At 28.2% G+C, this 14,304-nt stretch carries 14 protein-coding genes and 1 pseudogene; 2 read left to right on the top strand and 13 right to left on the bottom strand.

What is annotated here, in order from left to right; translation table 11 throughout:
- Window positions 1-323 precede the first annotated feature (323 nt).
- On the top strand, window positions 324-878 hold the full coding sequence (locus I2E83_RS06810) for a hypothetical protein (protein ID WP_195265322.1): 555 nt from the start codon (window positions 324-326) through the stop codon (window positions 876-878).
- 34 nt (window positions 879-912) lie between these two features.
- Here I2E83_RS06810 and I2E83_RS06805 read toward each other — a convergent pair whose 3' ends face one another.
- From I2E83_RS06805 to I2E83_RS06775, 7 genes are all read right to left on the bottom strand, one after another.
- Complete coding sequence (locus I2E83_RS06805; protein ID WP_195429214.1) at window positions 913-1,839, bottom strand: patatin-like phospholipase family protein; 927 nt, start codon at window positions 1,837-1,839, stop codon at window positions 913-915.
- A gap of 220 nt (window positions 1,840-2,059) precedes the next feature.
- Window positions 2,060-2,416 (bottom strand): 50S ribosomal protein L20, encoded by a 357-nt coding sequence (rplT, locus tag I2E83_RS06800; protein WP_195265319.1) that lies wholly within the window; start codon window positions 2,414-2,416, stop codon window positions 2,060-2,062.
- A 26-nt stretch (window positions 2,417-2,442) separates the two neighbouring features.
- Window positions 2,443-2,640, bottom strand: coding sequence for a 50S ribosomal protein L35 (gene rpmI / locus I2E83_RS06795; RefSeq protein ID WP_195265317.1), 198 nt, complete (start codon window positions 2,638-2,640; stop codon window positions 2,443-2,445).
- A 20-nt stretch (window positions 2,641-2,660) separates the two neighbouring features.
- The gene (gene infC, locus I2E83_RS06790; protein WP_195265418.1) at window positions 2,661-3,173 is read right to left on the bottom strand and encodes a translation initiation factor IF-3; all 513 of its coding nucleotides are present in this window, start codon (window positions 3,171-3,173) and stop codon (window positions 2,661-2,663) included.
- Window positions 3,174-3,537: 364 nt separating this feature from the next.
- Window positions 3,538-3,852, bottom strand: coding sequence for a rhodanese-like domain-containing protein (locus tag I2E83_RS06785; RefSeq protein ID WP_195429212.1), 315 nt, complete (start codon window positions 3,850-3,852; stop codon window positions 3,538-3,540).
- Window positions 3,853-4,056: 204 nt separating this feature from the next.
- Window positions 4,057-5,358, bottom strand: coding sequence for a homoserine dehydrogenase (locus tag I2E83_RS06780; RefSeq protein WP_195265313.1), 1,302 nt, complete (start codon window positions 5,356-5,358; stop codon window positions 4,057-4,059).
- Window positions 5,359-5,504: 146 nt separating this feature from the next.
- The gene (locus I2E83_RS06775; RefSeq protein ID WP_195429210.1) at window positions 5,505-6,866 is read right to left on the bottom strand and encodes a PTS transporter subunit EIIC; all 1,362 of its coding nucleotides are present in this window, start codon (window positions 6,864-6,866) and stop codon (window positions 5,505-5,507) included.
- A 337-nt stretch (window positions 6,867-7,203) separates the two neighbouring features.
- Between I2E83_RS06775 and I2E83_RS06770 the strand changes: the two genes are divergently transcribed.
- Entirely contained in the window at window positions 7,204-7,890 is a 687-nt protein-coding gene (locus I2E83_RS06770; RefSeq protein WP_195265308.1) for a GntR family transcriptional regulator, read from the top strand.
- Between the two features lie 84 nt (window positions 7,891-7,974).
- Here I2E83_RS06770 and uxaC read toward each other — a convergent pair whose 3' ends face one another.
- The 6 genes and pseudogenes from uxaC to I2E83_RS18000 all read right to left on the bottom strand — a co-directional run.
- Window positions 7,975-9,390 (bottom strand): glucuronate isomerase, encoded by a 1,416-nt coding sequence (uxaC, locus tag I2E83_RS06765; protein WP_195429208.1) that lies wholly within the window; start codon window positions 9,388-9,390, stop codon window positions 7,975-7,977.
- 96 nt (window positions 9,391-9,486) lie between these two features.
- Window positions 9,487-11,100, bottom strand: a complete 1,614-nt coding sequence (locus I2E83_RS06760; protein WP_195429206.1) for a mannitol dehydrogenase family protein — start codon at window positions 11,098-11,100, stop codon at window positions 9,487-9,489.
- A gap of 111 nt (window positions 11,101-11,211) precedes the next feature.
- On the bottom strand, window positions 11,212-11,862 hold the full coding sequence (gene eda / locus I2E83_RS06755; protein WP_195265302.1) for a bifunctional 4-hydroxy-2-oxoglutarate aldolase/2-dehydro-3-deoxy-phosphogluconate aldolase: 651 nt from the start codon (window positions 11,860-11,862) through the stop codon (window positions 11,212-11,214).
- Window positions 11,863-11,892: 30 nt separating this feature from the next.
- Entirely contained in the window at window positions 11,893-12,969 is a 1,077-nt protein-coding gene (locus I2E83_RS06750; protein ID WP_207738487.1) for a sugar kinase, read from the bottom strand.
- Complete coding sequence (gene uxuA, locus I2E83_RS06745; protein WP_195429204.1) at window positions 12,912-13,988, bottom strand: mannonate dehydratase; 1,077 nt, start codon at window positions 13,986-13,988, stop codon at window positions 12,912-12,914. Before uxuA ends, I2E83_RS06750 begins: the two co-directional genes overlap by 58 nt.
- Window positions 13,989-14,190: 202 nt before the next feature.
- Window positions 14,191-14,304: pseudogene (locus I2E83_RS18000) on the bottom strand (ABC transporter permease); the annotation flags it as partial.

Genomic DNA, 14,304 nt, shown 5'->3' with positions numbered 1-14,304 from the left:
TCCTGTTGTAAAAATCCCATTTATAAATTATAATAACTTGCTCTTTGATATATTTCTAGTTTATATTATTTTAGCAAATATTATTATATTTATTGTATCATATTTACTTTCTAACAAGTTTTATTAGCAATTTTTAAACCTTAGCTTATTATTTATTAATAATTACAATAAACTTTATATATTTTTATATTTTCTTAAGGATAAATTAAGCTTTATACTATATAATTTATATATATTTATTTAACCAACTTATTTTACGCTTTTATTTTGCTTATTATTTATTATTTATTATTTAATATTTATTCGGGGGATGATTTTACAAAATGAAAAATAGAGATATTTATTTAGTCTTTTCAAATACTGGAACACTACTTTCAAAATGTATTAATTATTATACAAAAGATCCATATGTACATGTTTCCTTAAGCTTTGATAATTCATTCAAAAAAATGTATTCATTTGGACGAGTTTTCCCTCAAATTCCTTTTATAGGAGGATTAGTTGAAGAAGACTTAAAAGATGGTGTTTATAAAAGATTTGAAAATAGTAAATGTGTTATTTATAAGATTAGCATAGATGATGAACAATATAAATTATTAAATGAAGAATTAGAAAGCTTTTTAAAAGAACAAAAAAAATATAAGTATAGCTTATTAGGATTAATAGGTGTTGCTATTCAAAAACCAATTAAAAGAAATAATCACTATTTTTGTTCTGAGTTTATATCACATCTTTTAATAAAAAGTAATATTTATGACTCTGATAAAATTCCTGGGTTAACAAAACCAAGTGATTTACTTAATATAACTCATAAAGAGTTCATATATGAAGGATTAGCTTATGAATATAATAGCAAATATTCTAATTTGATGTATTGAAAAAAACTGAGAGTAATAATCTCAGTTTTTTAGTTTATGAACTTATGCTTATATCATCTTCTTTATTAGATTTAAATAGATCTTTTAAAAAATTATATATTTTAAATAACTTTGGAAAAGCTCTTTCTTCTTCTATCCTATTCTTAAATTCAGTCATCTTCATTATAGGCTCTAAAAGTGATATTGTATCTTCATATCCTTCTTTTATCCTATTCTTCTTTGCTGAATCATCTAAATTCAAAGTGCCATTTATCACACTTTCATTTAAATTCCTTGGATATATTTCTATAATCTTTGTATTTGGATATAATGATCTATCAATCCTTGCTTCTTTTGACAACATTACTACAATTATTATATCGCAACCTTCGCCATAAACAGGCTGGATAGGTGTATTATCCGAAATACCTCCATCTATATATTTACATCCAAACAATTCGGTTGGTTCATATATTAAAGGTAAAGATGCTGATGCTATAACAATTTCTTTTCCTATATCTTCTGTAAAATCATTTATTTTAAAATATTTCACTTTAAAGTCTGGTAATTCAGTACAAGCCGCATAGCAAATCTTGTTATTACTTTTCATTAAGCTTATATCTAAATACTTATTTATTATCTCTTTTGCTCCATCTTTTGAAACTGCGCCTTCTTCTATCTTTTGACTCATATATTTTTTGGCTATATTTAGATTTTTCCCACCAAGTATGAGTCCAACTCCTTTTTTAAGTAATTCAAATTTACTAATAGGAATAAGCTTATCTATAGTTACTTCCTCCCATAGTGCTTCTGCATCTTTCATATTATTTTGTGCAAATAATACTGCATTAAAAGCTCCAATTGATGTTCCAGAAAATACTTCTATGTATTTATCAATCCTAAGTTCATTTAATGCCTTCCAAACCCCAAGCTCATATGCTCCTTTTCCTCCCCCTCCAGACAATACCAATCCTATTTTCATGTTGATCCCCTCTTTTTTAAAAGTTTGCAAATCTTATATCTATTATATAATTAATATTTAAATTTTGTTAATTATACTTTTTATTTAATTTTATGATGCAAATTTACTTTTATATTCTTCCCAAATTTTCCATTTTGATTCATTAAATTAATAACTATCATGATTATAATAAAAAAACACCTTAAAATTTTTATTTTAAGGTGTTTTTTAATAGTATAAACTATTTAATTGAGCTTTTTGCTAATTCAACTAAATCTGCAAAAGCTTTTGGATCGTTTATAGCTATTTCTGATAACATTTTTCTGTTCATATCAATTCCAGCTAATTTAATTCCGTTCATGAATTTTGAATATGAAAGTCCATTCATTCTTGAAGCAGCATTAATTCTTGCTATCCAAAGTCTTCTAAAATCTCTTTTCTTTAATCTTCTTCCAACATAAGCATTTCTTAAAGCTCTTATTACTGATTCATTAGCAGTTTTAAATAATCTGCTTTTTCCACCGTAGTAACCTTTTGCAAGCTTTAATACTTTTTTATGATTCTTACGAGCATTTACCGCTCTTTTAACTCTAGCCATGTTTAATCCTCCTAAAAACCTCTATATTATAGGTATGGTAATAATTTCTTCATTGCTTTTTCTTGAGTAGTTGAAACATAAGCACTTTTTCTTAAGTTTCTCTTTCTCTTAGAACTTTTCTTTGTTAATATATGACTCTTAAAAGCCTTAGCTCTTTTTAATTTTCCAGTTCCAGTTTTCTTAAATCTCTTTGCTGCACCTCTGTGGGTTTTCATTTTTGGCATGATACTTATCTCCTCTCAAGTTACGCTTTTTTAGGGCCTAAAACCATTGTCATATTTCTACCTTCATGCTTAGCAGGCTTTTCAACAACACAAACGTCTTCTAATTTAGAAACAAAGTTATCTAATATTTTTTGTCCAATATGTCCTAATTGTGCTTCTCTTCCTTTAAATCTAACAGTGATTTTAACTTTATCCCCGTCTAATAAAAACTTTCTAGCATTCTTTGCTTTTATTGCAATATCATTTTCTTCAATTGTAAGACTACATCTTATTTCTTTAAGAGTAGTTACTTTTTGCTTTTTCTTAGCTTCTTTTTCTTTCTTTGATTGCTCATAAATATACTTACCTAAATCCATTATTTTACATACTGGTGGATTAGCATTTGGAGAAATCATAACTAAATCTAATTCTTTCTCATCAGCAATTCTTTGAGCTTCCTTTGTTTGAAGTACACCTAATTGATTTCCTTCTGAATCAATCACTCTAACTTCCTTAACTCTTATATTTTCATTACAAGTAAAATCCTTACTTATACCAAGTCACCTCCAAAATTTTAAATACAAACACAACAAAAATAGAGGACATATTATGCCGCCCTCTAGTACTTATAAAAAACTAGTTAAAATAACTAGAAATTATTACAAACTACATTACCCTACTAAGCATTGCCGTAAGGTGAGAAACGGCAGTTTCTTCTTAAATCCATTACTTATTCTATCATTCTTTTTTTATCGTGTCAATCTTTTTACATTATTTATTATTTACAATTATATCATATATTATACTATATAACTTTTTATTTTTATATAGCCCTTTATGTATTTATTTTTCCGTATAAATTTACATAACATCTGATAATAACCATATTATCTTCTTTTAATGCAATTATAATCTATACTACTCGATTTCTCCTGTATAATCTAAAATCCCTCCTCTTAAATTATATAAGTTACTAAATCCTTCTTCCTCTAATATAGAGCAAGCAACACTACTTCTCATTCCTACCTTGCAATAAACTAAAATAGGCTTATCTTTATATTCTTCTATCTCATCTAGTTCCCACTCTAGTTCATCTACAGGTATATTTATAGAATTTATTATCTTTGATTCCTTAAATTCATTTGGTCTTCTTACATCTAATATTAATAAATCTTTTTTATCTTTAATTAACTTTTGAGCTTGCTCATTATTAATTGATTTTATATTACTCATATGTTTACCTCTTGTTTTTATTATTTTCTACTATTATAATCCTTAAATACTATCAGTACAACTTATTATATAGAAGTAATTATTATCTATTTATAAATAAAAAAATAAAGGAGATTATAAAATATATTAACTTATAAATAAAAAAATAAAGGAGATTATAAAATATATTAACTAATATATTTTCTCTCCTAAATTCTATAATTATTAATTAAATTCTTCTATTCTTATTAAATTATTAATCTTATACACAGAGTTCAATTTGCATATACTATCTATAGATTCAATTATATTTTCTTCCTTAGTATAATGTGTAACTAAAACTAAAGTAACCTTATTTTCATTATCATTATCTATTCCTTTTTGTATAACTGAAAGTAAGCTGACATTCATCCCACCAAATACTGAAGTTATTTCACCTAAAACACCTGGTCTATCTTCTACTGTTAGCCTTATATAATATTTACTTGTTATCTCTCTTATACTCCCGATTTCTTTATCCCACAAATTATTTTTCACTACTGGATTTAGGTTGTCTATATCGATATTACTTCTTAATATTGATACAATATCAGATACTACTGCACTTCCTGTTGGTAAGTCTCCAGCACCTCTACCATAAAACATTAAGTCTCCTACAGCATTTCCTTTTATAAAAATTGCATTAAAAGAATCGTAAACATTTGCTAAGGGATGATTTTGTGGTATCATCGTTGGATGCACTCTTAGTTCAAGCCTTCCATCATTATCTTTAACTATAGCCAATAATTTTATTACCTTTTTGAATTCCCTAGCATACTGTATATCTATTGATTCAATATTTGTTATTCCTTCTCTATATACATTTTCAACTTCTATTTTAGTTCCAAATGCAAGAGAGGATAATATGGCTAATTTATATTGAGAATCAAATCCTTCAATATCTGATGTTGGATCTGCTTCAGCATATCCCATTTCTTGAGCCTGATGTAAAGCTTCATCAAAACTTAAATTATCAAATTCCATTTTTGTTAATATATAATTAGTTGTTCCATTTACTACTCCATATAGCCTTTCTACTTTATTAGCTGTTAAGCTCTCATTTATTCCATTTATTATTGGAATTCCACCTGCAACGCTAGCTTCATAGTTAAACATAACACCTTCACTATCAGCTTTTTCAAAAAGCTCATCCCCACCAGTAGCTAAAAGCATTTTATTTGCCGTAACAATATGTTTTTTTCTTTTCATAGATTCTATCATATATTCTCTAGCTGGTTCAATTCCACCCATTACTTCTACTACAATTTTAATTGAATCATCATTAATAATTTCATTAAAATCTGTTGTTAGAAGTTCTTTAGGTATATCTATAGATCTATCTTTTTCTAAATCTCTAACTAATATTTTTGCTACCTCTACCTCGTAACCTGATCTTTTCATAATTTCTTCTTTGTTTGAATTTAATATCATCCAGACGCCGCGTCCAACATTGCCTAGCCCCATTAAAGCAATTTTGACCTTTTTCATCTTAATTCCCCCTTATTTAGTTTGCTTATTGCTAATATATCTATTATACTAATTAATCCATATTTTTACTATTACTAGTTCTAATTTAAAAGAAAAAACTCATTCTGCATATATATGTAGAATGAGTTTAAAACTAAAGTTATTTATTAATCTATTGGATCATCAAAACCTAGTAACGCAGTAAAGAAATATCCCGCTACATAAGAGACTAATACACCTATTAAGAAAACTAGCATTTTACCATCTGCTATTAGTAAAGCTAAAGGTAAACCTGAAACCCCTATAGCTACAGATCCAACTTTTAAAAAGGCCATTACAGCCCCACCAACTCCGGCACCTAAACATGCTCCTAAAAATGGCTTACCTAATGGTAATGTAACACCATAAATTAATGGCTCTCCTATTCCTAAAAAACCTGGAATCAATCCATTTTGAGCGGTTTTCTTTAATCTTTGATTTTTAGTTTTAACTACTACGGCAATAGTGGCACCAACTTGTGCCATACCTGCTGTTGCAAGTATAGGTAGCAGTACTGTATATCCTGCATTTGCTATTAAGTCAGCATGTATAGGTGTTAACGCTTGATGCATTCCTGTCATAACTAATGGTAAGAATAATGCCCCTGAAACTGCTCCTGAAAGAACAGAAACTATAGTATTATCAGAAGATATTGTTTGAGCTACTATAAACCCAATTCCATCCGAAATAAATCCACCAACTGGTTGTAAAATAAATAATGCTGCTAAAACTGATAATGATAATGTTATTAAAGGAGTTATAAATAAATCTAATACATCTGGAACAAATCTTCTACAAGCCTTTTCAATAAATACAGATAATAATACAACTAGTATAACAGAAATAATTCCACCTCTACCTGGAGTTAAAACTTTTCCAAATAAAGTTATATTCGCTAATGCTGAAGATGATAGTATTCCTCCTAAAACTCCACCCATCATTGGCATTTGTGAACCAAACTCTTTAGCTGCATTTACACCAACTAAGATAGACAATATTGAAAATACTCCATTTCCTATTAATCCTATAATTTGACCTGCTGATGTTGTCTTATATGAATCTCCAAATTGAACATTACATATATTGTTTACAGCTAGAACAAGCCCGCATGCTACAAATAGAGGAATTAAAGGAATAAATATATTTCCTAATTTTCTTAAAGCATTTTTTACTGGCGTATTATTTTTACTTTTCAAATTAGCTTTTGTAGCTTTTACAGCCTCATCACCAATTAACATTGATATTCCTGTTATTTTTCTTACTTCTTCTGCTACTTTAGCTGCCTTTCCAGGTCCATATATAACCTGAACTTGTCCATTTGACATAACAGCCCCTAAGGCACCATCAGATTTTTTTATTTTTGCAATATCAACCATTTCAATATTCTCAAGTTCTAATCTGCATCGTGTCATACAATTATTAACTGATTTTATATTGTCTTTTCCACCAACTAGTTCTATTAGTTGCTTTGCAATTTCTTGATTTGTCATAAAAATCACCCCTTATAAATAATAATATAATTCCTAGATTACCATGAAACTTTATTATTCTTCGTTCATATACCCCTCCTCTAAATTATCGATATTTAAAATTCCATCTTATGTTTTAAACCCACTATATTTATATGACCTTTATATTTGATATATAATAAATATTTAATATACTATTAGCTTTAAAAAATCATAAATCTAAACTTAATATACTAAACCCAATCAAAAATAATAAACACTTTTTATTTTGCAAATTAAATATGTTAATATTATAATGTTAACATTAATTATTTTAAGTAATTTTATAATACTAGTTAACAATTGGAGGACCATTTATATGCATATATCAGAAAAGCTACCTCAAGAAACTTCTAGAGAGTATGCTTATAGAGTCATATTAAATAACATTATTTCTTTAGATTTAAAACCTGGAACAATGGTTAGTGAAAATGAATTATCTTCACAGCTAGGTCTCTCAAGAACCCCTGTAAGAGAAGCAATGATTGAACTTTTCAGAATCAAATTAGTAGAAATTCTACCTCAAAGAGGAAGTAAAGTATCATTAGTTGATTATAATCTTGTTGAAGAAGCTAACTTCATGCGTTTAGCCTTAGAAACAGCTATTGTTGAGTATGCTTGTAACAATTGCAAATCAATAAACTTTGAGAAATTAGATGAAAATCTTAATTTACAAAAATTCTATATGAATCAAAATAATCCTGAAAAACTTTTAGAATTAGATAATTCTTTTCATAAAGAATTATTTAATCTATGTAATAAATCTCAATGCTATAATCTTATGAAAAGTATGAGCGCGCATTTTGACCGTGTTAGAAATATGAGCGCATATATGTTAAAGGATACTAATACTTATGAAGAACATGTACAACTACTTAATGCTATAAAAAATTCAAATAAAGATAAGGCTTTAGAAATTATTAAATCTCATTTAGAAAAATTTAGAATCCACGAAATTGAACTAAAAAAACTTCATCCTGAATATTTCGTAAATACGCCTATATAAAATACGTTATATAAAAAAGACAATCTTACCATTTAGTAAAATTGTCTTTTTAATAATAAGTTAAAAATTATAGATAAATGCTAATTATTTATTCTCTAATTTAAAATTAAAATATTCTATAGCATTTCTATAGGAAATATCTTTTGCAATATTAGCAATTCTATTTATATCATTAGGATACTCACCTTTTACAACCCAATCTCCCAATAAATTACACAAAATTCTTCTAAAATATTCATGCCGTGTATATGAAAGAAAACTTCTTGAATCAGTTAACATCCCCACGAAGTTAGCTAATAGTCCGAAATTTGCTAAAGATATCATTTGCTGTTCTATACCTATTTTATGATCATTAAACCACCATGCTGCACCATGCTGCACCTTACTTTTTATACCTTCTTCTTGAAAACATCCAGCCAAAGAATCAATTATTGCATTATCATTGGGATTCAAGCTATATAAAATTGTTTTTGGTAATTCATTTACACAATTTAATGCATCTAAAAATTTTATTAATTCATCTGCTGGAAAAACATTATCAATACAATCAAAGCCTGTATTGGGTCCCAAATTTTTATATGATATCTCATTATTATCTCGTCTTACTCCAAAATGCAGTTGCATTACCCAATTTAATTTATGATACTCCTTACCAGAAAACAATAAAAATGCTGTTTTAAATTGATGTTGCTCTTCCTTAGATATCTTTTCTCCTGATAATCTCCTTTGAAATATATTTTCAGCAGTTTTATAATCTACTTTTTTAAACATTACATAACTTAATCCATGATCACTAGTTTTACACCCCATACTATTAAAATATTCCATTTGCTTTTTTAAAGCAACCTTTAAATCATCAAAGGATTTAATTGCAATTTTAGTAACATTAGATAGTTTATCAATATAATCTAAATAATCATCTTTCTCTATATCCATTGCTTTATCTGGACGCCATGCTGGTATAACTTGAACGCCAAAGCCCTCATCTTCTAAAATCCTTTTATGCCAAATTAGGCTGTCAATCGGGTCATCAGTTGTGCATATAATTCTAACATTACTATTTTTAATTATGCTTTTTACACTCATTGAACTTTCTTGTAATTTTTTATTACATAAAGTCCAAACCTCCTCAGCAGTTTCTTTATTTAAACATCCATCATAGTCAAAATATCTTTTCAATTCTAAATGACTCCAATGATATAATGGATTACCAATTGCCTTTTCAAGAGTTTCTGCCCACTTTTGAAATTTCTCTCTATCACTTGCATTTCCAGTTATATATTTTTCTTCTACACCATTAGCACGCATTAATCGCCATTTATAATGATCTCCACCTAACCAAAGCTCTGTTATATTTTGAAATCTTTTATCTTCTGCTATTTCTTTTGAGTCTAAATGGCAATGATAATCAACAATTGGCATATCTTCTATATAATTATGATATAATTTTTTTGCCACATCAGAATTTAATAAAAAATCTTCATTCATAAATTGATCCATACACTTCCCCCCATATTGATATATCATTAAATCTAAGCTTTATAGTAATCACCTTCAAAAAACTTAAGCAATATTTCTAAAAACAACTACTCGTATTTATACCAAATATCTTTCTAATGTTCTTTGAACAGCACCAGTATCACTTATCATTTCTTTAAAATATCTTTCAACTAAATCTCCTAACCCAACTTCGTATAAATCTACTCCAAAAATTAATTTATTCTCTAATATAGGCTTAATTTTTTCATGAATATCTAATTCATCTTCACTGATAGTTATCCCTGAGATATGCGGATAAAGCACATCTAACAGCGGATCTGGACTTAAGGTAAATGAATTTCCGTTATCATCAATTCCCATTAAGTATCTTAGCCATCCTGCAAATACTAGAGGTATATATAACAAATTATTAATTGGCATCCCCTTCCCTTTATATGCTTTTATTGTTTCACCAAATCTTATAGCTAATTTCTGTGATGTATCAGTTGCTATACGTTGAGGTGTATCAGGTAAAAAAGGATTAGGAATTCGTACATTTAAGACTTCATTAATAAAGTCCTTAGGGTTTATAATTTCTGGATCTACAACAACTGGAAGTCCTTCAATATACCCAATATTTTCAACTAATTTTCTAAGTATAGGGTTTTTCATTTCATCAGAAATCAAATTATAACCTAATAAACATCCGAAAATTGCAAGTGTTGTATGCAAAGGATTCAGGCATGTACAAACTTTCATTTTTTCCACCTTATCTACGGTACAACGATCAGTATATATAACTCCACCTTGCTCTAAATTTATTTTCCCATTTGGGAAATTATCTTCAATTACAAGATATTCAGATTCTTCAGCATTAACAAATGGAGCAACATATGTTTTTTTAGAAGTTATTATTTGTTCAATATCTTCAATTGAATCTCTTTTAAGAATTTCATGCACTAATTCATTTGGCCTAGGTGTAATTTTATCAATCATTGTCCATGGAAAAGAAACCTTATTTTTATCATTAACATATTTAACAAACTCTTTTTCAACAACTTTATTCTCTGTCCATGCAATTGCAAAGGCTGATATAGCTTGATACAATTTGTCTCCATTGTGAGAACAGTTATCCATACTTACCATCGCTATTGGAAGTTGTCCACTTTTAAAACGCTCATATAATAATGCAGTAACTTTTCCAATATAACTTTTAGGATTTGTAGGACCATTAATCATATCTTCTTGAACTAAAGGTAAAAGCATATTTTTTGCATCAACCAATAAATATCCCTTTTCCGTTATTGTAAAACTCACCATCTTTAAAGAAGGGTTAGAAAAAATTTCTTTTAATCTTTTGAAATCTTCTTTATTCTCAGTATCTAACTCAAGTGCTTCAGTAACACTACCTATAACTGTTTTTTCCAAAGTTCCATCTGATTTTAGAGTCATTAAAATACTATAATTATCGTGGGATTTATACATTTTGCTAATAATCTCGTAATCATAGCCTTCTGCAACAATTAACCCTTTATCTAAAATATTTTTGTTTAGTAGATTTTGAACAACATTTGCTTGGAAAGCTCTAAATATATTTCCTGCTCCAAAATGAATCCATTCAGGTGATTCTTTTGTTTTTTTAATAACCTTCTCCCTCTCATATTCAGGAAGCTTATAATTTTTATCCACCCATAATCGTTTATTTTTCAAACCTTCTTCATTTAATTTCATAAATTCCTCCGCTTATATAAAAGTTTAATTAAAAAGATTCCATGATAAACTTCTTAAGTCTAATAATATATTTCAAAACAGTCGCTTATTGTTTTTTCTAAATAAAGTCTTTTAAAATAATAATTCTTTAATTCCAAAGATTGATGCTTTCATCATTGCCTTATGTGATAAACTTTCAATTTCCTCAAACTTTTTATATTTTAACAAATTCTCATTAACCATCCACGACCCACCACAAGCAATTACTTTATCATAATCCAAGTATTCTAATAAATTATCTTCAGTTATTCCACCTGTTGGCATGAACATCATTTCATAAAATGGAGCTGATAGAGCTTTAATTGCCTTTAGTCCACCAGAGGCTTCAGCTGGAAAAAATTTAATCACTTTTATCCCTAGGTTAGTTGCTCTCTGTATATCTGTTGCATTTGAACACCCTGGTATTGTAATTATTCCATTATCTTGACAAAATCTAATAACGTTTTCATCAAATCCAGGTGAAACAATAAACTTTGCCCCTGATTCAATAGCTTTTTTTGCTTGCTTAACATTAATAATTGTTCCAGCTCCAACAATCATATCCGGAAACTTTTTAAGCATTTTAATCATACACTCACATGCGGCTTCTGTTCTAAAAGTAATTTCTGCAATAGGTAAACCTGCATTACATAAAGCTTTTGCTAAGGGGATTGCATCTTCGACATTATCAAGTCTTACAACTGGAACTATTCTATATTCTTGTATTTTTTTTAAAATATCCATAATATCTCCTCTATTTATATAGCTTTTTACTCATCTTATAAGATACTCTTGACTATCTAACAGCGCTTTCACATCGCAAATTTTTTCATACATATTATCTCCCCTAATACAACACTTATATGTAGCGCTTGCCACACCTAAATTTATTGTATCATTAGGATTCATCTCATTTATTAGACCATATAGAGCACCTGCTACAAAAGCATCTCCACTCCCAACTCTGTCTAAGATTGGCGTTGTTAACAATTTAGATTCATAAAAATCATCAATCAAACAATATGCCTTATAACTATTTAATTGATTTATATCAATCTTACGATCTGTATGGAAAATACCTTTTAACTTAAATTTTTCTTTCAATATTTCCATTCTTCTTTTTATATCATAAACAGTTGCATTTTCTTTGTTAAACATTTCAAAATCTTCATCATACGTAAGTAAAGGCTCAATGCCAAAACAATAATCAACATCTTCAACAAATTCTGAAAACTTAATTTTAGCATCTTTAATGGATATCATTTTTCTTCTTAAATTAAGATCCATGCTTATAACTATATTTCTTTTTTTTGCTTCCATAATTAAAAATTCTAAAATTACTCTAACCTGCTGTGAAATAGATGCTGTAATTCCACTAAAGTGAAAATGAGTGATATTTTCGAATAGGCTATTTACATCAATTTGTTCCAACTGAATATCGTTTATACTGGTATTTTTTCTATCATAATAAATATTATTATTTTTCAAGCCATATCCTTCTTCTAAATAATAAAGTCCTATACGATTACCAACCCTGAAAATATTTCTTATATCAATATTAAACATATTTAAATACTCGATTAACCCATCTCCCAAAGCGTCATTGGGTAATCCAGTTAAAATTTTAGTTTCAATACCAAATCCCTGCAAAGCTTTGGCTACATTAACCTCTGACCCACCATAATTTAAAGTTGCCATAACATTATCTCCTAGTTTACCATAATCCACAGGAGTTATTCTTATAAGTGGTTCCCCAAAGAATAATATTTTTTTCATATCAATATCCTTCTTTTCTATTGATGTTGTAATTTTTCTTTTTGAATTGCTTCCCACAAACCATTTAAGTAACAAGCACCCATAGCCCTATCATATAATCCGTAACCAGGCATAGATACTTCCCCCCAAACTGCTCTACCATGATCTGGACGAATAACACCATTAAAATTTATATCATCCAATGCTTTCATAATCTTATACATATCCATAGATCCATCACTTGAAAGGTGTGCAGCCTCCTCAAAATTTCTATAGCTGTTATATTTTAAATTTCTTACATGTGCAAACGGAATTCTTCCCTCTAGAGAATGTATAATATCGATAATATCATTTTCTGGGTTCGATCCTAAAGATCCTGTACATAGAGTTACTCCATTATATTTTGTATCTACCGCATTCATTAATTTCATTATTTTTTCTTTACTAGAAATAATTCTAGATAATCCAAAAACTGGCCAAGCAGGGTCATCGGGATGTATAGCCATATAAATATTATATTTCTCACAAGTAGGCATTATCCTTTTTAAAAAATAAACTAAATTATCAAACAATTTTGTTTCATCAACATCCTTATAAGCATCAAATAATTCTTTTATCTTATTCATACGTTCTGGTTCCCATCCTGGTAACATATATCCATTAGATTTACCTGTCAAAGAATCGAACATTTCAGTTGGATTTATCTTATCAATTACCTCCTGATCATATGCTAATACTGTTGAGCCGTCTGGTCTTTTTTTAGCTAAATCACTTCTTGTCCAATCAAATACAGGCATAAAATTATAACATACAATATGAATATCTTCTTTAGCAATATTCTCAAGACTTTTAATGTAATTATCAATATATATTTCTCTATCATCTCTTCCTATTTTAATTGAGTCATGAATATTTACACTTTCTATAGCACTAATTTTTAATCCTGCCTTTTCAACAAGATATTTCATATCTTTAATTTCATCTTGACTCCAAACTTCACCAGGTAACTTATTATATAATGAAGTAACAACACCTGTAACCCCTGGAATTTGCCTAATTTGTTCTAGTTGAACACTGTCTTGATTTGGTCCAAACCAACGCAATGTCATTTCCATATATACCCCTCCTAAAATTTACTTTCTAAATAAATAATATAACTTGCATACTAGTATGTCAATAAATCTTTAACTGTTTAGTATTATATTCACGGAATAAAAATTATAAATCCTTAATAAGTATAAAGAATAAAATACACATAATTAGTACTTCTTGAGATAATAAAAAAGGTAAAGAGTTAATCACTCTTTACCTTTTTTATTATCTCTTACCAGCGTCAAATGGTTCTCCAGATGCCTTTGGTGCTTGTGATGATTTAGAGAATAAAACTAACGCTATTAAAGTTACCACATATGGGAATATCTTTAATAATAC

This window comes from Clostridium sp. D46t1_190503_E9 (assembly GCF_015555225.1).
Taxonomy (GTDB): Bacteria; Bacillota; Clostridia; order Clostridiales; family Clostridiaceae; genus Clostridium.
This window is presented reverse-complemented; position numbering and strand designations above follow the sequence as displayed.